Below are 27,000 nucleotides of genomic sequence, written 5' to 3'. Positions count from 1 at the left end.
TGTGGCGGAGAGTGAGAACATCGTCGCCGAGACCGCGGGAAAGATTTTCGCCGATCTCGCGGATGCCCAGACCATCAATCACGACAAGCAGGGCGCATGGAAGGCGCCGCTGTGGCAGGCGCTGACCGAAGCCGGCCTGCCGCTGTCCTGGGTGCCCGACGATCTCGGCGGTTCCGGCGCCAGCCTCGCCGAAGGTTTCAGCGTCCTCAACGTCGCCGGACGGCATGCGATCGCTGTTCCGCTGGCCGAAACAATGTTGGCCGGCTGGCTGCTGACGCAAGCCAGGATCGCCTCCCCGGAAGGCGAGATGACCGTGCTGCCGGCAAGCCCGAAGGACCGCGTCACGCTCAACGCCGACGGCTCTCTCTCCGGCCGCGCCCGCGGCGTGCCGTTCGCGAAAGACGCGAAACATTTCGCGGTGCTGGCTGATAACAATGGCGGCATCTCGATCGCGCTGGTCGATGCCGCCAAATGCCGGATCGAATCCGGCATCGGACTTGGCGGCGATCACAACGACACCGTCACGCTCGACAAGGTGCAGCCGGTCACGACCAAGCCCGCGCCAAAGGGCTTTGACCAAACCACGCTGATGCTGATGGGCGGCGTGGTGCGCAGCCTGCAGATTGCAGGCGCACTGGAATCGATGCTCGACATCTCCGTGCGCTATTCCAACGAGCGCGTCGCCTTCGAGAAGAAGATCTCGAAATTCCAGGCGGTGCAGCACAACCTCGCCCGCCTCGCCGGCGAGTCGGCCGCGGCGCTGGCCGCCGCGACCTCAGCGGCCGATACCATTGCAAGCGCGAACTCGCTGAACAATGACGCGGTGTTCCTCGAAGCCGCCTCCGCAAAAATCCGCTGCTCGGAAGCAGCCGAGAAGGGCGGCGGTATTGCGCATCAGGTGCACGGCGCGATCGGCTTCACCAACGAGCACATCTTGCACCGCTACTCGCTACGGGCGCTGGCCTGGCGTGACGATTTCGGCTCGGAGAGCTATTGGGCGGTCGAGCTCGGCAAGCTCGTCGCCGAGCGTGGCGCCGACGAACTGTGGCCGCTGGTGGCTTCGCGCTGAGATCAGGACAGAGACATCATGACCGCAGCCCTTCGTTTCGATCCGATCCGCCTGCCGGAGAAATGCGAGCAGCTCCGCAAGGAGGTGCGTGCCTTCCTCGCCGAGGAGATCGCCGCCGGCACCTTCGATCCGCACGCGCCGAACCGCGAGGACAATGACGCGCCGGAATTCTCCCGCCGCGTCGGCGCCAAGGGCTGGCTCGGCATGACCTGGCCGAAGAAATATGGCGGCCAGGAGCGCTCGTTCCTCGAACGTTATGTGGTGACCGAGGAGATGCGGGTGGCGAATGCGCCGACCCGGCGCTTCTTCGTCGCCGACCGCCAGAGCGGGCCGGTGCTTTTGAAATACGCGCCCGAGCACATCAAGATGGACATCCTGCCGCGAATCTGCCGCGGCGAGGTCTGTTTTGCGATCGGCATGAGCGAGCCGAACTCCGGCTCCGATCTGTTCGCGGCGAAGACGCGCGCGACCAAGACCGACGGCGGCTATCTGATCAACGGCACCAAGATCTGGACCTCGTCGGCGCATATCGCCGACTACATGATCGCGATTTTCCGGACGTCACCGCCCACGAAAGAGAACCGCCGTCACGGCCTGACCCAGTTCCTGGTCAAGATGAAGCAGCCGGGCATTCAGGTGAACCCGATCGGCCAGATCACCGGCCAGTTCGAGTTCAACGAGGTGGTGTTCACCGATTACTTCGTGCCGGACGATCATGTGCTGGGCGAGGTCGACGGCGCCTGGAAGCAGGCAACATCCGAGCTCGCTTATGAACGCTCCGGCCCCGAGCGCTTCCTCGAGACCTATTACGTGCTCACCGAACTGGTGCGCGCGGTCGGCAAGAACCCGGACACCCGCAGCGCCGAGGGCATCGGGCGCCTGGTCGCGCAAGTGCACACCATGCGCCGCATGTCGGTGTCGGTCGCAGGCATGCTGCAGGCCGGCAAGGAGCCGGTGGTGGAGGCCTCCATCGTCAAGGACATCGGCACGGTGTGGGAGCAGCAGCTGCCGCATCGCGTCCGCGATCTCGCCGCCTTCGTCGAGGAAACCGCGACCAACCGCGAGACGCTGGAAAAGCAGCTCGATTTCGCCATCAAGACCGCACCCAAGCTAACGATCCAGGGCGGCACCACCGAGGTGCTGCGCGGCATCATCGCCCGCGGATTGGGCCTACGCTAATTCAACGAGGACAGATCATGACCAAATACACGGATATCGGCGTCGAGACCCACGGCCATGTCGGCCTGATCGAAATCCGCAAGCCGCCCCTGAACTTCTTCGACGTCGCGCTGATCAACCAGATCGCCGACGCGCTGGAGGAAATCGACAACAATATCGAGATCCGCGCCTCGGTGCTGGCCGCGCAAGGCAAGGCGTTCTGCGCCGGCGCCAATTTTGGAGACCCGGCCCGCCAGGAGCAGGAGGAACGCGCCAAGAGCGATCCGGCCTCCAACCTGCCGATCAACCATCTCTATGTTCAGGCGGTGCGCATCTTCCGCAACAAGAAGCCGATCGTCGCGGCGATCCATGGTGCTGCGATCGGCGGCGGCCTCGGCCTCGCCGTGTCGGCCGATTTCCGCGTCGCCTGCCCTGAAGCGCGCTTCTCGGCGAATTTCACCAAACTCGGCTTCCACCCGGGCTTCGGCTTGACCACGACGCTGCCGGAGCTGATCGGCAAGAACAATGCGGAGCTGATGTTCTACACCAGCCGCCGCGTCACCGGCGAAGAGGCCTATCGCTGGGGCCTCGCCAACGTGCTGGTGCCGCAGGATCAGGTGCGCGCTGAAGCGATGAAGCTCGCGCAGGAGATCGCCGAATGCTCGCCGCTCGGCCTGGTCTCGACCCGCGCCACCATGCGCGCCGGCCTCGCCGACCGCGTGCTCGCCGCAACCAACCACGAGTTGGAAGAGCAGACCAAGCTGCGCGCGACCGAGGACTTCAAGGAAGGCGTCAAGGCCACCGCCGAACGCCGCGTCGCCAACTTCAGGGGGCGGTGAGGCCCTCGCGCAGCTCCATCCACGTGTCGTCCCGGGCTTGACCCGGGACCATAACCACCGATGCGAGTGGCAGGACAAGCCGTCTCCCCTTGTGCCCTTTCCGCGGGCCGCGGCGTATGGGTCCCGGGTCAAGCCCGGGACGACGCTGGGGAGATGGCTCGCTAGCCTTTCGGCACCACCAGCGCATCGACGATCGTCACGCCCTGCCCCTCCGGGTGCACCAGCACCGGATTGACCTCGATCTCGGCGATCTCGCTTGCATGCTGCGCTGCCAGCACCGAAATCTGCGAGATCAAGCGCGCGAGCGCTGCGACATCCGCCTTCGGCGCGCCGCGGAAGCCGTGCAGCAGCGGTGCGGCCTTTAGCGTCTCCAGCATCGTGGTTGCTTCCGCCGGGCTCACCGGCGCCGGGCGGTACACCACGTCCTTGAACAATTCGGTGGTGATGCCGCCGAGGCCCACCATCACCATCGGCCCGAAGGTCGCATCCGTCATGGTGCCGACGATGATCTCGATGCCCTTCTTGGCCATCGGCCCGACCAGCACGCCCTGGATCGCGGCATCCGGCCGTTGCTTCTGCACACTCTCCAGCATGTCGCGATAGGCGGTGAACGCCGCGCCCTTGGCGGCGATGTTGACGCGGACGCCGCCGACCTCGCTCTTGTGCGCGATCGCGGGCGACTGGATCTTCATGACAAGCGGAAATCGGGCGTGCTCGATCGCGGCGTCGAGCCCGTCGCGATCGGTCACCAGCAGCTCATCCGGCAGCGCGACGCCGGCGGCTCGCAGCAGCGATTTGCTGTCATATTCGGACAGCGTCTTTGACTTCAGATGCGCGGAAAGATCGTGCGCCGGCGACGCAGATCCCGCCATCTCCGGCGCGGGCTTGAAGGCGGCATAGTCCGCCAGCCGCCGCATCGCGACGCCGACATGGGTCAGCCCCGAGAGCACCACCACGCCCGATTTCGCCAGCTCCTGCCGCGCAAAGTGCGACGGCAGCGTGTAGGAATAGAACACCACCGGCTTGTTCTGCGCCGCGATCAAAGGCTTCAGCTCGGCCTCCTTGAACGGCATCCGCGTCTCGCTGGACAGCGACAGCACGACCAGCGTCGCATCGACCTCGTCGGAGGCATCGAACAGCTCGATGCTCTTCTGCAGGCCGCCGGAGGAGACGCCCTGCGCGGTGACGTCGACCGGATTGCCCGCCGCGCCATAGGACGGCATCCATTGCTTGATCCGGTTCTGGATCGCAGCCGAAAGCTCCGGCACACGCAGGCCCTGCATCGATACGGTGTCGGCGCCCCAAATGCCGGCGCCGCCTGATACCGTCAGCACCGCGACGCGGTCGCCCTTCGGCAAGGGATTGGTGGTCAGAACCGCGGCAATGGTCACGGCCTCGTCGAGATCGTTGGAGACGATGAAGCCATATTTCGCGAACACCGCGTCATAGGCTGCCGACCAGCCCGCCATGCTCGCGGTATGCGAGGCCGCCGCGCGCTCGCCGGCGCCGGAGCGGCCGACCTTGGTCACGATAACGGGCTTCCTGAGCTCTGCCGCGCGCTTCGCCGCAACCAGGAACTTGTCGACGTCGCGGATACCCTCGATGAACAGCAGGATCACGTCGGTCGACGGATCCTGCACCATGTAGTCGAGGAACTCGCCGGCACCGAGATCGCTCTCATTGCCGGCGCTGACGACGTAGCTGAGGGCTACGCCAAGCGCCTTGGCGCGATGATAGATCGCAAACCCGATACCACCGCTCTGCGCGACGATGCCGATCCGCCGTTTGCTGGCGACCAGATCAGGCGCATCCGGCTTGACGTCGACGGTCGGGCTGAAGGTCGCGGCGACCTTCTGCACCTGGCTGTAAAAGCCTTCCGCGTTGGGGCCACTGATCCGCATCCCGGTCCGCTTCGCCAGCGCCACGATCGCATCCTGCATGTCAGCGCTGTCGCCGCCCTCCTCGGCAAAGCCGGACGAGATGATGACCGCGTTCTTGACGCCGGCGGAAGCGCACTGCTCCAGCGCCGGCAGCACGGCACGGGCCGGAATGACGATGACGGCGAGATCGATCGGCGCGCCGACCTCGGCAACCGACTTGAAGCATTTCAAGCCGTCGATCTCGTCATAGTTCGGATTGATCGGATAGAGCGCTCCCGGATAGAGGTTCTTGCGCAGCATCGCGAGCAGCCGCCCGGGAATCTTCTCGTGATCGCGCGAGGCGCCGATCAGCGCGATGCTCTTTGGGGCGAAGAAGGTATCGAGCGGATGCGGCATGGGGCGTTCCAATTGTTGTTATTGTCGGCCACGATATTGGATCGTTGCCGCCGGCTCAACCGCCCTCCCCGCAAGCACCAATCGTTCCCCGTCATCCCCCGCAAAGGCTTCGCCTTTGTCGCTGGAGGTGCGAGCGGAGCGAGCCTCGAAGGATCGACGGCCACCAGCCGGGCGTGCATCCTTCGAGACGCGCTGCGCGCTCCTCAGGATGACGGAAAAATGATCTGTAGCCCGTCATTGCGAGCGAAGCGAAGCAATCCATCCCTCTACTTGCGGAAACAATGGATTGCTTCGTCGCTTCAGCGCAAAATTGCTTTGCAATTTTGTCGCGAGCTCCTCGCAATGACGGCGGACTACGCCGTCAGCTTGAACGTCACGCCGCAGAGCAGGAACTCATCCCCCGCCACCGCACAGCCCCTGGCTTTCGCGGCATCCAGCACCTTCGCCTTGTCGGTGACCTTGAACGTCAAACCGCTCATGATCTCGGTGTTGCCCTTGACGAAGCGGAAGGTCGCATTCGACAGCTTCACCACGGTGCCGCCGGCGGGAAAGCCGACGATCTTGCCCCAATGCGCCGCCAACGCTTGCGGCTCGGGGCTCTGCATCTCGACCTCGGTCAACGCCAGGGTCGTGTCCTTGCGGATCGACTTCTGCCAGTCCGGGCCGGCCGGTGGATACGGCCCCAGGATGTCGTCGCTGCCGTCGGTGTGGTTGAACTCGATGAAGGCAGCGCGGCAGTCGCGCGGGTGCAGCTGCACGCCGTGATAGGGCGCGTGCGTGATCACGTTCGCGGTGCGCACGCCGATCGCATTGGCCTTTGCGCCGCGCGCATCGGGATCCTCGCAGCAGAAGATCGCCATGTAGCCGCCGCGGCCGCCGGTCTTCTCGATGAAGCGGCCGGCCGCGGTGCCGGGGCCCGGCTGGAAGGGCGCGACCACTTCCAGCAGGATGGTATCGACCGGCAGCAGCGCATTCTCGAGCCCGTATTTGGCGACGTTGCCGTCGCGGTAGCAGACATCGAGGCCCATGATCGCGGAGATGTCCGCGATCACGGGCGCGAGCTGCGGGGCCACCAGGCAGATCTGCCGCAGCCGCATGTACTCGGCCAAGGAATTGGTCACGGCTTATTGACCCTGGAAGGTGGGCTTGCGCTTCTCGACGAACGCCTTGGCCGCTTCCTTGTGATCAGTGGTCTCGCCGGCACGGGTGTGGTGGATCGCCTCGCCGTCGAAGCAGGCTTCGAGCGTCATGGTCTCGGCGTTGTTGATGTTGCGCTTGATATAGCCGAGCGTCACCGACGGTCCCTGCGCCAGCGATCGCGCGAGTTCCAGCGCCTCGGCTTCGACATCGGCATCGGGCACCACCTTGGAGACCATGCCGAGGTTATAGGCCTCCTGCGCCGACAGCACCGGCGACATCAGATAGAGCTCGCGCGCCTTGGCGCTGCCGAGCATCTTGGTCAGGAAATAGGTGCCGCCGTAGTCGCCGGAGAAGCCGACCTTGGCAAAGGCGGTGGTGATCTTGCAGGAGGCGCTGGCGACGCGCAGGTCGCAGGACAGCGCGATCGAGAGCCCGGCGCCGGCCGCCGCGCCGTCGAGCTGCGCCACCACGGGCTTCGGCATCTGGTGCAGGATGCGCGAGACCTCCATGCCGCGGCGCAGATTCGCCATCTTGGCCTCGAACGGCAGCGGCGCGCGGCCTTCCGCCATCGACTTGACGTCGCCGCCGACGCAGAAGGTGCCGCCGGCGCCCCGGATCAGCACCGCACGTACGTCGGTATCGTCCTGCGCGCGCCGCGCCGCCTCGACAAGGCCGCGCGTCATGTCCGGATTGAGCGCATTGCGCCGCTCGGGACGGTTCATGGTCATGGTGAGCAGGCCCTGGTCGAGGGATTGGAGAACCATCTGATTGTCGCTCATGGCGTTTTGCCTTTCGTTGTTGTTGATTATCTCAGCGTCATTCCGGGATGGTCCGAAGGACCAGACCACAGATGCGCAATTGCGCATCGGGGAATCTCGAGATCCTCAGATGCGCAATTGCGCATCATAGTTCGATGCGTTGCATCGCCCGGGATGACGCTTCGCGTCACTTCTTCACCAGCGGGCAGCGCGAGTCGGCGAGCGGCTGGAACGCCTGGTCACCCGGCACCGTCGCGAGCAGCTTGTAATCGTCCCAGCGGCCCTTCGACTCCGAGGGCTTCTTGACCTCGAACAGGTACATGTCGTGCACCATGCGGCCGTCCTCGCGAATTCGGCCGTTCTTGGCGAACATGTCGTTGATCGGGGTCTCCTTCATCACCTTCATGACGGCGGCCGCGTCCGTGGTGCCGGCGGCCTTCACTGCCTTCAGGTAATGCGTCACCGAGGAATAGACGCCGGCCTGTGCCGAGGTCGGCACCCGCTTGACGCGCTCCATGAAGCGTTTTGAGAACGCGCGGGTGTCGTCATTGAGGTCCCAATAGAACGCTTCCGCCAGCAGCAGGCCTTGCGCAGTGTCGAGCCCGACGCTGTCGATGTCGGTCACGAAAGCCAACAGCGGCGATAGCTTCTGGCCGGTCTTGGTGAGGCCGAATTCCGCCGCCTGCTTGATCGCGTTGATGGTGTCGCCGCCGGCATTGGCGAGCCCGATCACCTTGGCCTTCGAGGCCTGCGCCTGCAGCAGGAAGGACGAGAAGTCCGAGGTGTTGATCGGATGCCGCACATTGCCGAGCACCTTGCCGCCCGACTTGACCACGACATTGCTGGTGTCCTTTTCCAGGTCCTGGCCGAAGGCGTAGTCCGCGGTCAGGAAGAACCAGGTGTCGAGGCCGGATTTCACCGCGGCAAGGCCGGTGACATTGGCCTGCGCAAAGGTATCGAACACGTAGTGCACGGTATAGGGACCGCAGGCCTCGTTGGAGAGGCGGATCGAGCCCGGGCCGTTGAACATGATGATCTTGCCGCGCGCCTTGGCGATCTCACCGGCGGCGAGCGCTGTCGCCGACGCCGCAACGTCGAAGATCATCTCGACACCCTGGTTGTCGATCATGTCGCGCGCGATGTTGGCGGCAAGGTCGGCCTTGTTGAGGTGGTCGCCGACCACGATCTCGACCTTGCGTCCGAGCACCGTGCCGCCGAAATCCTCCACCGCCATCTTGGCCGCGGTTTCGCTGCCCGAGCCGGTGATGTCGGCATAGAGGCTCGACATATCGAGGATGCCGCCGAGCTTCAGCGGAGGCTTGTCCTGCGCCAGCGACGCATTCGCCGAGATCGCAAACACACAGGCCAACACGCCGGCCAAAACTCGTCTCATTCAAACCCTCCCTTGAGATGCGGACCTCATTCCTTCAGGTCCGTTTCGAGGGCCGGATCATGCCGCATGGCCCGCACTGCAGCAAGCCGCAGCGGCAGCAATCTGTTTTCCGCTAAGCGGAATGAGGCGCCGCGCCGGAGCTGCCGGCGCGGCGTCGACATCTTCCAGCCGCGATGCGAGATCAGAGATGAAAGTCGGGAACGGTGGAAAAGGGCGTTCCCGCCGGCAGGCCGAGGAACAAATACTGCGTGCCGTATTGTCCGGCGAACGCCGATGCCGCGGCATCCATGATGACATGGCCGCCCAGATCGAGATGCAGTTCCGGCCGGGTGATCGCCCCGAGCGTGTAGGCCGGTGCGATGGTCTCGTTGATGTGCAGCGCATCGAAGGCGGCTGATACCGCCGACAGCGAGGCCGCGTTGCCGGCCAGGTCGACGACACTGGCGCCGTTGGCCGCGAAGCCGGTCACGGCCAGCGAGGCGGCGCGGTCCGTCGACGACACGACGTGATCGAACACCAACTTGGAGGGATCGCCGAGCAGCGCCGTCGCCGCGGCATCGTAGATCGCGCTGCCGCCATCGTTCAGCGTCAGGGTCGGCGTGCCGCTGATGACATGAACCGCTTCGTTGAAGCCGACGGTCAATTGCACCAGCGAACCCGTCGCCGCAACGCCGCCGGACGGCGTCGCGGTGATTCCGGTGAGATGCGGCGCTGCCGTGTCGAGGGTGAAGATCAGGCTCGACGATGCACTGACATTGCCGGCGGCATCGACCTCCTGCACCGTCACCGAATGCACGCCGTCGGTCGTGAACACCGGCGCTGATGTCGAGAAGCTCGAGGCGCCGTCGGCCTTGAAGCGGAGCGTGTCGGCCGCATCGGCCTTGTAATAGTCGATCAGCGGATTGCTGGTGATGTGATCGGCACCCGAGACGCCGGTGTCCTGATGCAGCATCAGCATCGGCGTCATTGGAGCCTTGGTGTCGCCGCTGAAATTGATGGAGTTGCTTGCCGCACCGGCATTGCCGGCGATGTCGGTGTAACTTGACCCGGTGACGGACAGATTGGCCGACAGATGGTCGGTCACGTTGGCCGTGAAGACCGCGGTGTAGATATCGTGGCCAGCGCCGTTGATGCCGACATGGACCAGACTGCCGAGCAGACCGCCATGGACGGCGATATCGCCGAGACTGAAGCCGGCGACCGCCTCGGAGAAGGTGAAGGTCATCAGCGCCGCATCGCCCGCGTGCAGCACGGTGTGATCGGCCGCCACCGATACCGTCGGCGAATGCGTATCGCCGCCGATGTTGGCGGTGTTGCTCGCCGCGCCCGAGTTGCCGGCGTCGTCGGTATAGCTCGCGGCCGTGACCCGGATCGAACCCGCCACGACGTCGTTGATATCAGGCGCGAAGTTCGCGGTGTAGACGTCCTGGCCTGAACCATTGAGCCCGACATGGACCAGATTGCTCAGCGCACCACCGGCGACGACGGTATCGCCGAGCGCGAAACCGGCGACCTCTTCAGAGAAGGTGAAGGTGACGACCGAAGTCTGGCCGGCAAGCACCGTGCTCGGGCTCGCCGCGACCGACACCGTCGGGGCCTTGGTATCGCCGGTAAAATTGATCGTGCTGCTGGCCGCACCGGCGTTGCCGGCAATGTCGGTATAACCGGATGCGGTGACCTGTACCGAGCCCGCCTCGGCATTGCTCACATCAGGCGTGAAGATTGCGGTGTAGACGTCCTGACCGGACGCGTTGACGCCGACATGGACCAGATTGCCCAGCGCGCCGCCGTGCACCGCGACGTCACCGAGCGCGAAGCCCGCGACTTCTTCGGAGAAAGTGAACGTCACCAGCGCGGTCTGGCCCGCCAGCAGCGCGTTGCGATCCGCCGCGATCGAGACGGTCGGCGCCAGCGTGTCGCCGCCAATGGTCGCGGTGTTGCTTGCCGCACCGGCGTTGCCGGCGGTATCGCCATAACCAGCCGCGTTGACTTTCACCGAGCCGGTCTCGGTGTCGCTGACATCGGGCGTGAAGGTCGCGGTGTAGACGTCCTGGCCTGACGCGTTGAGCCCGACATGCACGAGATTGCTCAGCGACCCGCCATGGACAGCCGTGTCGGCAAGCGTGAAGCCGGACACGGCCTCGGAGAAGGTGAAGGTCGCAACCGAGAGGTCGCCGGCCAGCACCGTGTCCGGATTGAGCGTGACGGAGACCGTCGGCGCCAACGTGTCGCCGGTGAAGTTGACGGTGTTGCCGACCGCGCCGGTATTGCCAGCCGTGTCGGCATAACTGGATGCGTTGACCTGGACCGAGCCCGACTCGGCGTTGGTGACGTCGGGCGTGAAGGTCGCCGTATAGACGTCCTGGCCGGCGCCGTTGACGCCGACATGGATGAGGCCGCCCAGCGCGCCGCCGCTGACACTGACATCGCCGAGCCCGAAGCCCGCGACCGCCTCGGAGAAGGTGAAGGTCACGACCGCGGTCTGACCGGCGAGCAGCGCGGTGTGATCGGCTGATACCGACACCGTCGGCGCCTTGGTATCGCCGGTGAAGTTGATCGTGTTGCTCGACGTGCCGGAGTTCCCCGCGACATCGGTATAACCAGACGCGTTGACCTGCACCGAGCCCGCCTCGGTGTTGGTCACATCGGGCGTGAAGGTCGCGGTGTAGACGTCACGGCCGGAGCCATCGACGCCGGCATGGGCCAGGTTACCCAGCGTGCCGCCATGGACTGTGACATCGCCGAGCCCAAAGCCTGTGACGGCCTCGGAGAAGGTGAAGGTGACGACGGCGGTATCGCCCGCGGTCAGCGCGGTGTGATCGGCGGTCACCGCTACCGCCGGCACCTTGGTGTCGCCGCTGACGGTGATCGCGTTGCTCGCCGCACCGGCATTTTCGGCAACGTCGGTATAACTCGACGCATTGACCTGCACCGAGCCTGCCTCGGAATCGGCTACACCAGGCGTGAAGGTCGCCGTGTAGATGTCCAGGTGCGCGCCGTTGAGGCCGACATGGACGAGGTTGCTCAGCGTGCCGCCGCTCACCGTCGTATCCGACAGCGCAAAACCCGTGACCGCCTCGGAGAAGGTGAAGGTGACGGTCGAGGTCTGTCCGGCCAGCAGCGAGGTCGGGGTCGCGACCACCGACACGGTCGGCGCGATCGCGTCGATCACGAGATGCAGGTCAGTCGCCGCATGGGTCACGTCGGCGTCCTGGCCGCCGGGATCCTTGATCGTGCCGCCGTTGAGCGAGAGGCTCTGCACCTGCAGATCGGACGTGCTGTCGCCGTCCTGCACGGTGTAGCTGAACACCAGCGCCTGCGAACCGCTGCCGCTGACATAGCTCGCGGCCTTGCCGTCGTTGAGCAGCAGCTCCGGCGTACCGGTCACGCTCACCGTGTTGCTGAAATTGACGGTGATGGTCACGACCTTGCCGGTGTTCAGCGTCGTGAGGTGAGCGGTGGTATCTGATGTGACCGAGGCGATGCTTGCCTGTGACCGGATTTCGAGATGCGGCGTCGCCGAGCCGTCGGAGCCAAGGAGCAGCGAGCCGGCCGAGGCGCCGGCGCCAAAGCTCAGATTCAGCGAGGCGAGCGTCGTGCCGCCGCTGCTCTTAACGACAAGCACGCCGTTCGCATAGGACAGCGTCGCCGTTGCGTCATAGGCGATGTTGCCGAAGTCGATGGTGTCGCCACCGGCAAAGCCGGTGATCGAGCTGCCGAACGCCGTGCCGGAGAACGCCACGGCATCGAGCACGAGCTTGTCGGTCGTTCCATCCGTGAAGGCGATCGCGCCGGTACCCGCCGCGCCATTCGCCGCCAGCTCGAGCGTGGCGCCCCTGATGACGGTGCCGCCCGAATAGGTGTTGTGCGCCGACAGCACGAGCCGGCCGCCGCCGGTCACCTCGACATCACCCGGCGTCGCGCCGTCGGAGATGACGCCGCTCTGGGTGACGGTCTCGCCGGGCGCGACATTGAAGATCGGATCGCCAGCGACGGTGATGTTGTGGGTTTGCGTAAAACCGTCGGTGAAGCTTATGCCGGTGCCGTCGCCGAGCTTCAGGATGCTGATGACCGCGCCGAGATTGACGTTGGACGAGATCGAGACAACAGTGCCGGTGCCGCTGACCGTGGTGTATCCCGTATACGTGTTGTTGCCGCCGAGGATGACGGTGCCGCCGCCACTGATGGTGAGGCCGCCTGTGCCCGCATTGGCGGCAGTGCCTCCACTGCCGCTCTGGTCGGCGATGTCGTTCGCAATGGTCAGCGTCTGGCCGCTACCAGGTGCGAAGCTGAGATTGTTGTTGCCCTGGATGAAGATGCCAGAGCCGTACGCCGAGCCGCTGGCCTGGCCGATGCCATTGGTGCCGCCGGCGACGGCGTTAAAGCCCGAATCGTTCGACAGCGAACCGCTCTTGATGGTCAGCGAGCCACCTTGCTGAACGAAGACCGCGCCGCCGGCGCCGAGGCCACCGCCGCCGCCCGGCGCGCCGTTGCCATTGGTGCCGCCATTGCCGCCGCCAAAGCCTCCGACACCGCCAATGCCGCCGCCGCCACCGAAGCCGCCGTTGCCGCCATCGCCGCCTCCACCACCGAAGCCGCCATTGCCGCCATCAGCCCCGTTGCCGCCGCCGATACCGCCCCCCGGCCCGTACGGTGCGCGAACGCCGCTGCCGATCCACCCCGCCGCGCCGCCGCCACCACCATTGGCGCCGCCTGATCCGCCATACCAGTAAAGCATAGTCCCGCCACCGAACGGGATCAGGTAACCGTCGCTCCCTTTGCCGCCCCCGGCAGTGTTGGGGACAATGCCGGGCGAACCGTTGGCAAAGAGATCCGAGTCCGAGCCTTGAGCGCCGAGGCCGATCCCACCGCCGCCGCTGCTCCCGCCGCGTCCGCCCATCCCGCCGCCACCGCCGAAGCCGTAGCCGGACGTGATACTGCCCGTGCCGCCGCCACCGCCGTTGCCGCCGATCGCGGCGCTGTTGTGGAAGGTGACGTTGTCGATCGTGGCGCTGCCATTCGACGAGACGAACAGCGCGCCGCCGAGCCCGGCGCCGCCGCCGCCGCCGCCGCGGACGACGCCGCCGCCTGCGGCCACCGTGTTCTGGATGGTCAGGTTCTCGAGATTGACGTTGCCGGCATAAACGAAGAAGCCACGCTGGGCGTTGAGGCCGTCGATCGTGTGCGTGCCGCCGTGGCCGTCGCTGCCGTTGATCGTGACGCTCGACCCGCTCAGCAAATTGAGCGCGTACAGCTCCGACGTGAGGCTGAAGTTGGCGGTGATGTTGATCGTGTAGTTGGCATTCTGCGCGGCGTTTACCCCGCCGGAATCCATCTGCAGGATGGCCGCGTTGAGCTCGGCGACGTTGGAGACATTGAAGACGCGGGTCGAGACGACCTGCACGATCGTTCCACCGTTGGCATCCTGCGAGAGCTGGAAACTGGTACCGGCGCCGACCCCGGCGAGGGTCAGCGTATCGGTCGTGGTGCCGTTCGAGATCGATAGCGTGTTGCCGGACAGGCTGACTGTGTTGAGCGACGGATTCTGGGTGTTGTAGTGCAGCCCGGTCAGGTCGATGAATTGGCCGGGATTGAAGTTCGCGATCGTGTTGGTGAACGCATTGCCGCTCAGCGCAGCGTTGTCGATCTTCAGCGTGCCGGCAATGCCTGTCGTGAACGAGATGTTGCCGGCTCCGGCGGCGCCGGCCGCAGTGAGCCACACCGTGCCCGAATAGATCGTCGTGCTGCCGTAGGTGTTGGCGGCGTGGCCAAGCACGAGTGTACCGCCGCCGTCGATCCCGAGATTGCCGCTGCCGGTCACGACGGCGGTGTCGGTGACGGTCGTACCGTTCGCGATCGACAGGATCGAATTGCCGCTGACCGAGAGCGCGTCGTCGAAAGTGCCGCTCGATGTCAGCAACAGATGCGCGCTGCTCAGTCCGAACGTCCCGGTCAGCCCGGCGAGCTGACCCATCCCGAGCTGCAACGTCCCGGCGCCGGACAGCATGAACGTACCGGAGCCGCTGATCGAGCCGGTGTCCACAATCGTGCCGGACGATATGTCGAAGGTGCCGCCGTTGCTGGTGAGCTGAATGTCGTGCGTGAAGGTGTAGCCGCCGGTCGTGGTCAGCGTGCCGCCGTTGAGGATCAGCGCGCCGGCCGAGCCGCCGATATTGTTGTCGGCCGTGATCGACAGGACGTTGCCGCCATCGATTTGGGTGCCGCCGACGTAAGTGTTGGCGGCAGTCAGCGTCAGCGTGCCGCCGCCGGAGACGACCAGCTTTCCGCTCGTGCCGCTGCCGCTGATGCCTTTTTCGTCGGCGATGGTGTCGCCGATCGTCAGCGTCGTGACGGTTTGCAGGCCCTGGGAAAACGTGGGCACGGTGTGCGTCGGCGTGACGACCATGGTGCCCTGGATAAAGATGTCGCCATAGGCCGAGCCATTGCCCGCGCCGTTGGCGCCGGTGCCGCCGGTCTCGGTGGCATCCATCAAGGTGCCGCCGATGACGGTGAGTTTGCCGCCCTGCTGGACGAAGATGTCGCCGCCAGCGCCTAATCCGCCGCCCCCGCCGCCGGCGAGCGAGCCACTGCCTGCACCAAACCCGCCGGTGCCGGGCGTGCCGTTCGAACCGCCGCCGCCGCCGCCAAAGCCGCCATCGCCGCCGGTGTGCGTGTATCCGCTGCCGTTGCCGGAGCCACCGCCTCCGCCAGCGAAACCACCATCGCCGCCGCCATAAATGCCACCGCCGCCTCCGCCACCAACACCGCCAGCGCCGCCGAAGCCGATCAGGGTGCCCGAGGGGCTGCCGCCCACCGAGTTGCCGCCACCGATACCACCACCCCCGCCGCCGACGCCGCCGGCGCCGCCGCCACCATTCGCGCCGCCGGAGGCATGCGCGCCGAAGCCAATGCCGCCGTAATTGTCGGCGCTCTGTCCACCGCCCGGACCAACAACGGTCGCCGGCGTGCCACTCGAGGTCTGCGCGCCGGTTGAAGGATGCTGGCTGTCAGAGCCCGCCTCGCTGTAGCCATTGGCACCGTTGCCATGGTCGCCGTAATAGTCTTGGCCGCCGAAGCCGCCGCCACCACCGCCGCCGCCATTGCCGCTGCCGCCGTCGGCACCGATGCCGCCGCCGCCACCGCCACCGCCGGCCGGATCGACCGCGCCGCCATTGCCACCTTTGGCGGTGTTGCTGCCGAAATTGACGTTGTTCAGCGTGACGTCGGCATTCTGCCCGACGAACAGGCCGCCGCCGAGGCCTGCGCCGCCACCACCGCCACCGGTGCCGCCACCACCGCCGCTTGCGACGGCGTTGACGATGGTGAGATTCTTGAACGTCACCTTGCCGGCGACGACGACGAAGCCTTGATAGCCGCGGGCGTCGATGACGTCGCTATTGTCCTTGCCGCCGAGCTGATTGTTGTAGTCGGAGCTGCCGTCGAAGGTCAGCGTCGAGCCGCTCATCAAATTGATGGCCGGCAGATCGTCCAGCAGTTGCAGCGTGCGCGCGGCGCCAGAGGTCGAGAAGTTGATGATGTAGTCGGTATTGGCCGCAGCCAGGCCGCCGCCGACGCTGATCGCCGAGATCGCGTTGTAGAGCTGGGTGTAATCGTGGACCGGATCGCTGGTCGTCAGCGTGAGAACAACAGGATTCGACACCAGGGACCTCGGCAATATGCGAGAGCGACTGCGATCCGTCGCTGTTTCAAAAAAATTGCCGATTAGTTACATCGTGTCGCAAGCCATTGGTAACAATAACGAATTCTCATTCCGCGCACGGACTTGAGATGGTGAAGCGGTAAGGTTGATGCGCGCGAGGACCGCGCTGCGCAGGCGCGGACGGCAATCTGCGTCACCGGACGCGGCAGATGCGACGACGTCGTCCCTTGGCGGGCCCGCGCCATTGTGAAACTCGCAACACGACTTTGCGCGCAATGAGAAGTGCCGCAAAGAATTGATCCGCAATGCGTTGCCGAATCAAGGATGGCTCCATCGATGCCGTCTCGCTTCGCTTGTGGCTCCGATGCGATCTTTCCGTCAGACTGAGCTTATTTGCGACTGCGCTCCGAACGGAGCGCGCCGGAACGCCGAGTGCAGCATGATGCTTCCACGCGATACAGCATGGCGTCGCAGCCCGCGGGTGGTGACGATGACAGTCTGCGCCCTCGCGATCGGCGCCTGCATCGGACGCGCCGAGGCGGCCGGATGCAGTTTCGAGATTCAGGGCGAGGGCCGTGTTGCGGGAGTAATCGATGCGCGCAGCTTTCGGCTGGATGACGGCCGTGAGGTCAAGCTTGCCGGCATCGAGGTCGCGGACCGGGCGAAGGCCGCCGCCGCGCTGTCGGCGCTGCTGCTCGGCCGCGACGTCACGCTGCGCGGACAGGATGACACGCCGGACCGCTATGGCCGGCAGCCGGCCTATGCGTTCCTCGACGGCCAAGAGACGTCCGTGCAGGGTGAATCGCTGCGCCGTGGCCTCGCTCTGGTGTCTTCAGAGATCGCCGACAAGGACTGCGCCGCGGCCCTGATGGCGGCGGAGGCCGAGGCGAGGACCACCCGATCGGGAACTTGGGCCGAGTCCAGCGTCATAAAAAACGCCGAAAGTTCCGACGATATTTTGGCCGGGATCGGGCGTTTTACAGTGGTCGAGGGCAGGGTTTTGTCCGTGCGTCAGGCTGGCGCGACGACCTATCTGAATTTCGGCCGAAACTGGACTCGGGACTTTGCTGCGACTATTTCAAGGCGCATAGTCGCTGCGTTCGAGGCGGCCGGGCTTGCGCCCAAGTCTCTGGAAAATCGTAGGATTCGTGTGCGAGGCTGGGTGGAAGCACGGCGTGGGCCGCGAATCGAATTGCTCCGGGTGGGGCAGCTTGAAATGCTCGGCGGGAACTAGGGGCCAGGAGGCCATGCCCCGGCCGGTTCATGGGACAATTTGTGGGTATTTGACGTGATTGAGCACGCAGGAGGGCGTGAAGGGGGGACTGGCCGCCGTCTTTGGGCTGCGCTGGCGCTCGTCTGCGCGGCCCTGACGCTCTCGGCCTGCGGCAATATCGGCAATGTCGGCCGTTTCGAGCAGGCCCCCCCGACCGCAGCGGCGGCTCCGGTGAAGCCGAACCGCGTGGTGCAGCAGACGCCCAACAGCGAGCGCGAGCATGAGCGCATCCTGTCGTCCTATGGCGGCGCCTATGACGATCCGAAGCTGGAGGCCCTGATCAGCAAGACCGTCGATCAGTTGGTCGCCGCGTCCGAACGGCCCGACCAGGCCTACAAGGTCACGATCCTCAATTCCGGCGCAGTCAACGCCTTCGCGCTGCCGACCGGTCAGCTCTACGTCACGCGCGGCCTGATCGCGCTCGCCAGCGACACTTCCGAGCTCTCCTCGGTGCTGAGCCACGAGATGGCGCATGTACTGGCCAAGCACGCCGCGATGCGCGAGGACCAGGCGCGCCAGGCCGCGGTGGTGACGCGCGTCGTCACCGACATGAGCAGCGACCCCGATCTCACGGCGCTGGCGCTCGCCAAGACCAAGCTGACGATGGCGAGCTTCTCGCGGCAGCAGGAGTTCGAGGCCGACGGCATCGGCGTCGGAATCGCCGCGCGCGCACATTTCGATCCTTACGGCGCAGCGCGCTTCCTGACCGCGATGGAGCGCAATGCCGCGCTCAAGGTCGGCAAGACCGCGCTCGATCCGCGCGCGCAAGACTTTACCTCGTCGCATCCGGCGACGCCTGAGCGCATCGCCAATGCGCAGACCACCGCGCGGCAATATTCGTCGCCCGAAAACAACGAGCGCGACCGCGAGACCTATCTCGCCGCGATCGACAACATCGTCTATGGCGAGGACCCCAGCGAGGGGTTTGTTCGGGGCCGCCGCTTCCTGCATCCCAAGCTCGGCTTCACCTTCACCGCGCCCGACAATTTCACGCTCGACAACACCGCGCAGGCGGTGATCGGCGTGCGCGAGGGCGGCAGCCAGGCGATGCGCTTCGATGTGGTGCGGGTGCCGGCCGAGCAGTCGCTCGGCGACTATCTGAACTCCGGCTGGATGGAAGGCGTCGAGAAATCCTCGACCGAGGACCTCAACATCAACGGCTTTCCGGCGGCATCGGCCACCGCGCATGGCGACCAGTGGCAGTTCAAGGTCTACGCGCTGCGCTTCGGCAGCGACGTCTATCGCTTCATCTTCGCTGCCAAGCAGAAATCCACCGAGAGCGAGCGCAACGCACGCGAGACCGTCAACTCGTTCCGCCGCCTGACGCTCGACGAGATCCAGGCCGCGCGCCCGCTGCGCATCAAGGTCATCAACGTGCAGCCCGGCGATACCGTGGAATCGCTGTCGCACCGCATGGCCGGCGTCGATCACCCCTCCGAGCGCTTCCGCGTGCTCAACGGACTCGATTCCCACGCCCAGGTGAAGCCGCGCGACCGCGTCAAGATCGTGGTGGATTGAGGCCGTGCACGCACCCTCACCACCGTCATCCCGGCGAACGCCGGGACCTATAACCACCGTTATCGATTGATGGAAAAAGTTGGGGCCACAGCGCGCCCTAATAACATATTCCTGTGGTCATAGGTCCGTGCTTCCGCAGGGACGACGTAGAGAGAGAATGCGCTATTTCGCCTTCTCCTTGAGGAAGGCGATGATGTCGGCGCGATCCTTTGGATCCTGAACCTCGTAGAACATCTTGGTGCCCGGAACCATGGCGTCCGGACCGGTCAGCCATTTGTCGAGATTGGCCTCAGTCCACACGATCTTCGAGTCCTTCAGCGCCGGCGAGTAATTGTAGCCCGCAACCGTGCCGGCGAGGCGGCCGACGACACCCTTGTGCAACGGGCCGACGTCGTTCTTCTCAATCGAATGGCAATCGCCGCAGCCCTGATACAGCGTGGCGCCACGCGCCGGATCTCCCGCCGCCCGGGCGCTGTTGAGGGCGAGTAGAAGCGCAATCGCCGCCATCGCGGCGAGTTTGGCGTGCCGCGGCGCGATAGCGCCTGCGATCGAACGAATGGTCATTCCATGGGGCTCCTGTTTGCCACCACAACAGGAGCAGCCACCCTGCCATTCTATTCCCTGAAATTCCGCCTGCGGGCGCGGTTCCTTCAATCCTCGCAGCGGCCGACGTAATTGCGGATCAGATGATAATGCGCGCCCGAGCGGGCGTAGTCCTGATGCAGACAGCCATCGGCGCGGTGGTGCAATTGCTGCGCGCCCTCGCAATTGAATGCTCGAAGTGCAGCCTGACCACGCGGGAGTTGTCGAGATAGGTCGCGAAATAGCGCCCGGCATTGGGCCGTGACCCGCACATATGCAGGACCGCATTGCGGATATCGGGCGGCAGATTGTCGATGCGCTCCGCGTTCCAGGGGTCATCGCGCGGAAAGCTGCCCCCGCGGGCAAGGGCCCCCGAGGGGTCCAGCAGACCCAGCAGCAGAGCGCCAATGGCAATCGATGCGCGATATTCGCGTGGCGTTCGAGCGGTCATGCCGTGCCGCCTCGATCGGCAGCCCAAGCTTGCCGCACAATGGCGCTGGACGCCAGCCGCATTGATCGCTGACATCAGCACGTCTTGTTGAAGTTTCTTCCCGCCTGCCAGGAATATCCGCGTCGTCGGCCGATCTATTCAAGGCTGCCACCTCCGCAGCGCGCCGCGCGACAGGAGCATCCCCAGTGTTTCCCAACCGGTGCGGCGCCGTCGCTCGACTTGCCCAACTCGGGTGCGCGCTTGCTGCGCTCACACTCGCAGCAGCCACCGCTGCGCGCGCGGACGGCTGTCCCAAGGCGAGCGACGAAATTGCGACCGACCGGCCCGACGTAACCAATTCGAGTATCGTCGTGCCGGTCGGGAGCTTGCAGAACGAGAACGGCATCAACCTGACCGGCCGCAACGCTGGCCGCAGCATCGACGGCAGCAACAGCCGCTGGCGGCTCGGCATCGCGCCCTGCCTCGAAGTGCTGATCGACCTGCCGAGCTATACCGGCACGCTGAAGTCGCCCGGCGCCTCGGGCTTTTCCGACGTCGCGCCCGGCATCAAATGGCAGATCAGCCCGGTGCCGGGGAAAATCGACCTCTCCATCACCGCCGGTGTCGCACTGCCGACCGGTGCGGCCGAAATCGCCGGGCGCGGCGCGCAGCCCTACATCCAGCTGCCATGGTCCTGGGAGCTGCATGACGGCTGGGGCGTCAGCGGCATGCTCACGGAATTCTTCCGTCCCGCCGAGCTGACGGGACGACACATGTCGGAAGCGACCTTCGTGATCGAGAAGAAGCTGACCGAGCGGATCAGCGCATTCACCGAATATGTCGGCGACTATCCCGATGGCGCGCGGCCGACCCAGCTGATCAATTCCGGCGGTCTCTACCGGATCACGCCGACCCAGCAGGTCGACCTCCACGTCGCGTTCGGGCTCAACCGCAACTCGCCGAACTATATCGTCGGCGTAGGGTATTCGTTCCGCGTCGACGGACTGTTCCGGTGACGATGGGTGATGGGCCAATCTCCATCCACGCGGCGCTTCCACCTCCCCTTGAAAAGGGGAGGTCGCTTTGCTCGCCAGAGCAAAGCGGGTGGGGATCCGCTCTCTCCGCTTGCAGCGGCGCCTGCGGCTGACCCCCATCCCGACCTTCCCCCTTTCAGGGGGAAGGAGAAGACAGGGCTGCGTGGCTAATTGACTTCGGCTTCGCGCAGGCCGCTGAGCCACAGCGCAAGCAGCGTCCACACCGCGCCCGACAGGAGATACGCGCCGGCCGAGATCAGGCCGAAATGGGTCGCCAGCAGCAGCGCTGCGAGTGGGGCAAAGCCGGCGCCGAACAGCCAGGCGAAATCCGAGGTCAGCGCCGAGGCCGTGTAGCGATAGGTCCGCGCGAAGCTCGAGGCGATCGCGCCCGACGACTGGCCGAACGACAGGCCGAGCAGCACGAAGCCGAGCACCATATAGACGGTCTCGCCGACCGCGCCGGCATCGAGCAGCTGCGGGGCAAAGCCGCTATAGACTGCGATCGCGACCGCCGATCCCAGCAGCAGCGGCTTGCGGCCGACGCGGTCGGCGATCATGCCGGAGGCGATGATCGCGACGACGCCGACCGCGGCGCCGATCATCTCGATGATCAGGAAGCGCACCGGGCTTTCCTTGGTGAACAGGAACACCCAGGACAGCGGAAACACCGTGACCATGTGGAACAGGGCAAAGCTCGCCAGCGGCGCAAACGCGCCGAGCAGGATGTGGCGGCCCTCCTGCTTGATGGTCTCGCCGACGCGCGCCGGCTCCAGATCGCGGCTTTCGAACAGCTCGGAATATTCATCGGTCGCCACCATGCGCAGCCGCGCGAACAGTGCCACCACGTTGATGGCGAAGGCGACGAAGAACGGATAGCGCCAGCCCCAATCGAAGAAATCATCCGCCGAGAGGTTGCCGGCGAAGAAGGCGAACAGCGCGCTCGCCACGATCAGTCCGAGCGGCGCGCCGAGTTGCGGCACCATCGCGTACCAGCCGCGGCGATTCGGCGGCGAATTCATCGCGAGCAGCGAGGCGAGACCGTCCCACGCGCCGCCCCAGGCGATGCCCTGCGCGAGCCGCGCGGCAGCCAATAGCCAGATCGCCGCGACGCCGATCGTGTCGTAGCCGGGCAGGAAGGCGATCGCGACCGTGGAGGTGCCGAGCAGGAACAGCGCGATGACGAGCTTGGCGCCCTTGCCGTGGCGGCGGTCGACCGCCATGAAGATCACGGTGCCGAGCGGCCGCGCGGCGAAGGCCAACGCGAAGATCGCGAACGAATAGAGCGTGCCGGTCAGTTCATTGACGAACGGGAAGACCAGCTTCGGGAACACGATCACCGAGGCGATCGCATAGACGAAGAAGTCGAAGAATTCCGAGGTGCGTCCGATGATGACGCCGATGGCGATTTCGCCGGGTTTCGCCTGCCCGCGACCTGATGCCGTCGGGGTGCCGTGAGCCATTGCTGGGGCCTGTGCCATCGCCGGAGACCGTCCTTCAAGATGAGGCCACGGGCAGAATTTGCCACGCGGTCCACTTCACCTTCTGACCTCCTATCCCGCAGTGCAACATTGGACAAATTGTCCAATGTCAACTTTGCTGCATCGCAGCTACCCGTTGGCGGAACTCATAAAATTCCAGCCGATCCCTTGGGGGTGAGCCGTGCGCGCCTTGAAATTATTGGCCTTATTGCCGTTCGCGGCGTTCCTTGGCGGGTGCGATTTCGTCGTCCTGGCGCCCGCCGGCGACATCGCCGCCCAGCAGCGCGACCTCGTCGTGATCTCCACCATCCTGATGCTCGTGATCGTGCTTCCGGTGATGGCGCTGACCATCTTCTTCGCCTGGCGCTACCGGCAATCCAATACCGAAGCACCCTACGAGCCGGAGTGGGATCACTCGACCCAGCTCGAGCTCGTGATCTGGTCGGCGCCGCTGCTGATCATCATCTGCCTCGGTGCACTGACCTGGATGGGCACGCACCTGCTCGATCCCTACCGCTCGCTCGGCCGCATCGCCGCCGACAAGCCGATCGAGAGCAAGGACGCCCCGCTCAATGTCGAGGTGGTCGCGCTCGACTGGAAGTGGCTGTTCATCTACCCGGATTACGGCGTCGCCGCCGTCAACGAGCTCGCAGCTCCGATCGACCGCCCGATCCGCTTCCGCATCACGGCCTCCTCCGTGATGAACTCGTTCTACATCCCCGCGCTCGCCGGCCAGATCTATGCCATGCCGGGCATGGAAACCAAGCTGCACGCGGTCGCCAACCAGGAAGGCACCTTCCGCGGCTTCTCCGCCAATTACAGCGGCGCCGGCTTCTCCGGCATGCATTTCGACTTCAAGAGCCTGTCGGCGTCCGGCTTCGACAAGTGGGTCGCCAACGCCAAGGCCAGCACCAACATGCTCGGCCGCACCGACTATCTGCAGCTCGAGCGCCCGAGCCAGAACGATCCGGTGCGGCTCTATGGCACCGTCGATCGCGATCTCTACAAGGCGATCCTCAACATGTGCGTCGAGCCGGGCAAGATGTGCATGAGCGAGATGATGGCGATCGACGCCGAGGGCGGCCTCGGCCGCGAAGGCCTCAACAACACGCTGCCGCTCACTTACGACAAATACGCCCGCCGCGGCGCGCCGCTCGGCACCGAGCCGACCTTCGTCGCCGGCATCTGCTCGATGGACGAGATCAAGGACGCGCCGTCGCGCGACGTTCTCGCCCCGCTCGACCTGACGCCGCTGCGCGGCGTCGGGCTGAAGCGCCCGCCGTTCTCGCCCGCCCATCCGTCATCGACCTCTTTGCTGCTCGGCCAGCGCCCGAAATCAGACTCCTGAGGAGCGCCGCATGAATCCCGATCTCATCAAGATGATCTTCGGCCGCCTCAATCTGGAAGCGCTGCCGTTCCATGAGCCGATCCTGGTCGGCACCTTCGCCGTGGTCGCGACCGGCGGCCTCGCGCTGTTCGCCCTCGTCACCTATTTCCGGCTCTGGGGCTATCTGTGGCGCGAGTGGTTCACCACCGTCGACCACAAGCGCATCGGCATCATGTACATGATCCTCGGCATCGTGATGCTGCTGCGCGGCTTCGCGGACGCGCTGATGATGCGGCTGCAGCAGGCGATCGCCTTCAACGGCTCGGACGGCTATCTCCCGGCCCATCACTACGACCAGGTCTTCACCGCGCACGGCGTGATCATGATCTTCTTCGTGGCGATGCCGCTGGTGACCGGCCTGATGAACTATGTGGTGCCGCTGCAGATCGGCGCCCGCGACGTCTCCTTCCCCTTCCTCAACAATTTCAGCTTCTGGATGACGGTCGGCGGCGCCGTGCTGGTGATGATGTCGCTGTTCGTCGGCGAATTCGCCCGCACCGGCTGGCTCGCCTACCCGCCGCTGTCGAACATCGGCTACAGTCCCGACGTCGGCGTCGACTACTACATATGGGGACTACAGGTCGCCGGCGTCGGCACGACGCTATCGGGCATCAACCTGGTCTGCACCATCGTCAAGCTGCGCGCGCCGGGCATGACGATGATGAAGATGCCGGTGTTCACCTGGACTTCGCTCTGCACCAACGTCCTGATCGTCGCCTCCTTCCCGGTGCTCACCGCGGTGCTGGCGCTGCTGTCGCTCGACCGTTACGTCGGCACAAATTTCTTCACGAACGACTTCGGCGGCAACCCGATGATGTACGTGAACCTGATCTGGATCTGGGGCCACCCCGAGGTCTACATCCTGGTGCTGCCGGCGTTCGGCATCTTCTCTGAGGTGACCGCGACGTTCTCCGGCAAGCGGCTGTTCGGCTACACCTCGATGGTCTACGCCACGGTCGTCATCACCATCCTGTCCTACCTGGTCTGGCTGCACCACTTCTTCACGATGGGCTCCGGCGCCAGCGTGAACTCGTTCTTCGGCATCACCACGATGATCATCTCGATCCCGACGGGCGCGAAGATGTTCAACTGGCTGTTCACGATGTATCGCGGCCGCATCCGCTTCGAGCTGCCGATGATGTGGACGGTGGCGTTCATGCTGACCTTCGTGATCGGCGGCATGACCGGCGTGCTGCTCGCGGTGCCGCCGGCCGATTTCGTGCTGCATAACAGCCTGTTCCTGATCGCGCATTTCCACAACGTGATCATCGGCGGCGTGCTGTTCGGCCTGTTCGCCGGCATCAACTACTGGTTCCCGAAGGCGTTCGGCTTCAGGCTCGATCCGTTCTGGGGCAAGCTGTCGTTCTGGTTCTGGGTCTCGGGCTTCTACTTCGCCTTCATGCCGCTCTACGTGCTCGGCCTGATGGGCGTGACGAGACGGCTCCGCGTGTTCGACGATCCGTCATTACAAATCTGGTTCGTCATCGCGGCCTTCGGCGCGTTCCTGATTTTGCTCGGCATCGGCGCCATGCTGGTGCAGTTCGCGGTCAGCATTCTCAGACGCGAGCAGCTGAAGGACACCACCGGCGATCCCTGGGACGCGCGCACGCTGGAATGGGCGACATCCTCGCCGCCGCCGGACTACAACTTCGCTTTTACGCCTGTGGTCTACGATAACGATGCTTGGTGGGACATGAAGCGCCGCGGCTACCGGCGTCCGCTCACCGGCTTCAAGCCGATCCACATGCCGTCCAACACCGGCACCGGAATCATCCTCGCCGGACTGGCGACAGTCATGGGGTTCGGCCTGATCTGGTACATCTGGTGGCTCGCCGCCATAAGCTTCATTGCGCTGCTCGCGGTCGCGATCGGCCACACCTTCAACTATCACCGCGACTTCCACATCCCGGCGGATGAGGTGGTGCGGACCGAAGATGCGCGGACGCGCGTTCTCGCCGCGGGAGCCCAGCCATGACCGTTGCTACCGTCTCCACCCAAAGCTCCGAACCGATCTTTCACGTCATCGACGAGCATGCGCATCCGGAAGGCGCCAGCACCATGCTGGGCTTCTGGATCTACCTGATGAGCGACTGCCTCATCTTCGCGATGCTGTTTGCGACCTATGGCGTGCTCGGCGGCAACTATGCCGCCGGTCCGGCGCCGAAGGACCTGTTCGACCTCAAGCTGGTCGCGCTCAACACCACGATGCTGCTGCTCTCCTCGATCACCTATGGCTTTGCCATGCTGACGATGGAGAAATCGAGGATCGGCGCGACGCAGATTTGGCTTGCGATCACCGGACTGTTCGGCCTCGCCTTCCTCGGCATCGAGCTCACCGAGTTCGCGCACATGATCCACGAGGGCGCGACGCCGCAGCGCAGCGCTTTCCTGTCGTCGTTCTTCACCCTGGTCGGCACCCACGGCCTGCACGTCACCTTCGGCCTGGTCTGGCTGGTGACGCTGATGGTGCAGACCGCGCGTTTCGGCCTGACCGAAGCCAACCGGCGCCGGCTGATGTGCCTCTCGATGTTCTGGCACTTCCTCGACGTGGTCTGGATCGGCGTCTTCACCTTCGTCTACCTCCTGGGAATGCTGCGATGACAACAGACTCTCACGCCCTGCACTCCGCCGCCGGCGGTCACGGCCATGATGACCATGGTGGCGCCGCCCATGGCTCGCTGAAGAGCTATCTGATCGGCTTCGGCCTCTCGGTGATCCTCACCGCGGTGCCGTTCTGGCTGGTGATGACCGGCACCATCGTCGACAAGCAGGTCACCGCGCTGATCGTGCTCGTGCTCGCCGCGGTGCAGATCGTCGTGCACATGGTGTACTTCCTGCACATGAACACGCGGTCCGAGAACGGCTGGACCATGATGGCGCTGATCTTCACCGTGATCATGGTGGTGATCGCGCTGACCGGCTCGCTGTGGGTCATGCATCATCTCAACGTCAACATGATGCCCCTGCACGACATGAGCCAGATGCCGTGACCAGTCGGTCGGCCA

Annotated in this window: 18 protein-coding genes; 10 read left to right on the top strand and 8 right to left on the bottom strand. The window is 65.1% G+C overall.

Translation table 11 applies throughout. The annotated features are described in order from the left end of the window. Window position 1 precedes the first annotated feature (1 nt). The 3 genes from V5279_RS02440 to V5279_RS02430 are packed head-to-tail and all read left to right on the top strand — an operon-like array spanning window position 2 to window position 3,066. Window positions 2-1,069: an acyl-CoA dehydrogenase family protein gene (locus V5279_RS02440; protein ID WP_338694783.1), complete on the top strand. Its 1,068-nt coding sequence runs from the start codon at window positions 2-4 to the stop codon at window positions 1,067-1,069. Between the two features lie 18 nt (window positions 1,070-1,087). Further along, on the top strand, window positions 1,088-2,248 hold the full coding sequence (locus V5279_RS02435; RefSeq protein WP_018269158.1) for an acyl-CoA dehydrogenase family protein: 1,161 nt from the start codon (window positions 1,088-1,090) through the stop codon (window positions 2,246-2,248). A 17-nt stretch (window positions 2,249-2,265) separates the two neighbouring features. After that, window positions 2,266-3,066: an enoyl-CoA hydratase/isomerase family protein gene (locus V5279_RS02430; protein WP_166301731.1), complete on the top strand. Its 801-nt coding sequence runs from the start codon at window positions 2,266-2,268 to the stop codon at window positions 3,064-3,066. A gap of 161 nt (window positions 3,067-3,227) precedes the next feature. Here V5279_RS02430 and V5279_RS02425 read toward each other — a convergent pair whose 3' ends face one another. The 5 genes from V5279_RS02425 to V5279_RS02405 all read right to left on the bottom strand — a co-directional run bounded on the left by V5279_RS02425 (window position 3,228) and on the right by V5279_RS02405 (window position 16,293). Then, entirely contained in the window at window positions 3,228-5,342 is a 2,115-nt protein-coding gene (locus tag V5279_RS02425) for an acetate--CoA ligase family protein (RefSeq protein WP_338694774.1), read from the bottom strand. Window positions 5,343-5,695: 353 nt separating this feature from the next. Further along, window positions 5,696-6,451: a hypothetical protein gene (locus V5279_RS02420; protein ID WP_338701802.1), complete on the bottom strand. Its 756-nt coding sequence runs from the start codon at window positions 6,449-6,451 to the stop codon at window positions 5,696-5,698. A 15-nt stretch (window positions 6,452-6,466) separates the two neighbouring features. After that, complete coding sequence (locus V5279_RS02415; RefSeq protein WP_338694772.1) at window positions 6,467-7,261, bottom strand: enoyl-CoA hydratase; 795 nt, start codon at window positions 7,259-7,261, stop codon at window positions 6,467-6,469. A gap of 166 nt (window positions 7,262-7,427) precedes the next feature. Next, the gene (locus tag V5279_RS02410; protein ID WP_029079637.1) at window positions 7,428-8,633 is read right to left on the bottom strand and encodes an ABC transporter substrate-binding protein; all 1,206 of its coding nucleotides are present in this window, start codon (window positions 8,631-8,633) and stop codon (window positions 7,428-7,430) included. A 181-nt stretch (window positions 8,634-8,814) separates the two neighbouring features. Then, window positions 8,815-16,293 carry an Ig-like domain-containing protein gene (locus V5279_RS02405; RefSeq protein WP_338694769.1) on the bottom strand — a complete coding sequence of 2,493 codons (7,479 nt, stop codon included), beginning with the start codon at window positions 16,291-16,293 and terminating at the stop codon, window positions 8,815-8,817. A gap of 490 nt (window positions 16,294-16,783) precedes the next feature. On the opposite strand from V5279_RS02405, the gene V5279_RS02400 reads away from it, so the two are divergent. Together V5279_RS02400 and V5279_RS02395 are read left to right on the top strand one after the other, a co-directional pair. Then, window positions 16,784-17,527 (top strand): thermonuclease family protein, encoded by a 744-nt coding sequence (locus V5279_RS02400; RefSeq protein WP_338694768.1) that lies wholly within the window; start codon window positions 16,784-16,786, stop codon window positions 17,525-17,527. 54 nt (window positions 17,528-17,581) lie between these two features. Then, window positions 17,582-19,084 carry a M48 family metalloprotease gene (locus V5279_RS02395; protein ID WP_414645891.1) on the top strand — a complete coding sequence of 501 codons (1,503 nt, stop codon included), beginning with the start codon at window positions 17,582-17,584 and terminating at the stop codon, window positions 19,082-19,084. 162 nt (window positions 19,085-19,246) lie between these two features. On the opposite strand, the gene V5279_RS02390 is transcribed toward V5279_RS02395, so the two are convergent. Together V5279_RS02390 and V5279_RS02385 are read right to left on the bottom strand one after the other, a co-directional pair. Then, window positions 19,247-19,648 (bottom strand): c-type cytochrome, encoded by a 402-nt coding sequence (locus tag V5279_RS02390; RefSeq protein WP_338694766.1) that lies wholly within the window; start codon window positions 19,646-19,648, stop codon window positions 19,247-19,249. Between the two features lie 118 nt (window positions 19,649-19,766). Next, a complete protein-coding gene (locus tag V5279_RS02385) occupies window positions 19,767-20,117 on the bottom strand; it encodes a hypothetical protein (RefSeq protein ID WP_338694764.1) in 351 nt (116 codons plus the stop codon). A gap of 350 nt (window positions 20,118-20,467) precedes the next feature. On the opposite strand from V5279_RS02385, the gene V5279_RS02380 reads away from it, so the two are divergent. After that, a complete protein-coding gene (locus V5279_RS02380) occupies window positions 20,468-21,112 on the top strand; it encodes a transporter (protein ID WP_338694763.1) in 645 nt (214 codons plus the stop codon). 185 nt (window positions 21,113-21,297) lie between these two features. Here V5279_RS02380 and V5279_RS02375 read toward each other — a convergent pair whose 3' ends face one another. After that, window positions 21,298-22,608 (bottom strand): MFS transporter, encoded by a 1,311-nt coding sequence (locus V5279_RS02375; RefSeq protein WP_414645890.1) that lies wholly within the window; start codon window positions 22,606-22,608, stop codon window positions 21,298-21,300. A 181-nt stretch (window positions 22,609-22,789) separates the two neighbouring features. Between V5279_RS02375 and cyoA the strand changes: the two genes are divergently transcribed. Genes cyoA through cyoD form a run of 4 tightly spaced genes read left to right on the top strand, consistent with a single transcriptional unit; the run spans window position 22,790 to window position 26,985 of the window. Next, a complete protein-coding gene (gene cyoA, locus V5279_RS02370; RefSeq protein WP_338694762.1) occupies window positions 22,790-23,956 on the top strand; it encodes a ubiquinol oxidase subunit II in 1,167 nt (388 codons plus the stop codon). Between the two features lie 10 nt (window positions 23,957-23,966). After that, entirely contained in the window at window positions 23,967-25,970 is a 2,004-nt protein-coding gene (cyoB, locus tag V5279_RS02365) for a cytochrome o ubiquinol oxidase subunit I (protein WP_338694761.1), read from the top strand. Continuing rightward, window positions 25,967-26,596, top strand: a complete 630-nt coding sequence (gene cyoC / locus V5279_RS02360; RefSeq protein ID WP_029079628.1) for a cytochrome o ubiquinol oxidase subunit III — start codon at window positions 25,967-25,969, stop codon at window positions 26,594-26,596. Before cyoB ends, cyoC begins: the two co-directional genes overlap by 4 nt. Then, entirely contained in the window at window positions 26,593-26,985 is a 393-nt protein-coding gene (gene cyoD / locus V5279_RS02355; protein ID WP_338694760.1) for a cytochrome o ubiquinol oxidase subunit IV, read from the top strand. The genes cyoC and cyoD overlap by 4 nt, the downstream gene beginning before the upstream one ends. Window positions 26,986-27,000 lie beyond the last annotated feature (15 nt).

This window comes from Bradyrhizobium sp. 26S5, from assembly GCF_036923295.1.
In the GTDB taxonomy this organism is placed as follows: Bacteria; Pseudomonadota; Alphaproteobacteria; order Rhizobiales; family Xanthobacteraceae; genus Bradyrhizobium; species Bradyrhizobium septentrionale.
Note: the sequence above shows the minus strand (reverse complement) of the source record. Positions and strands in the feature narration are given on the sequence as shown.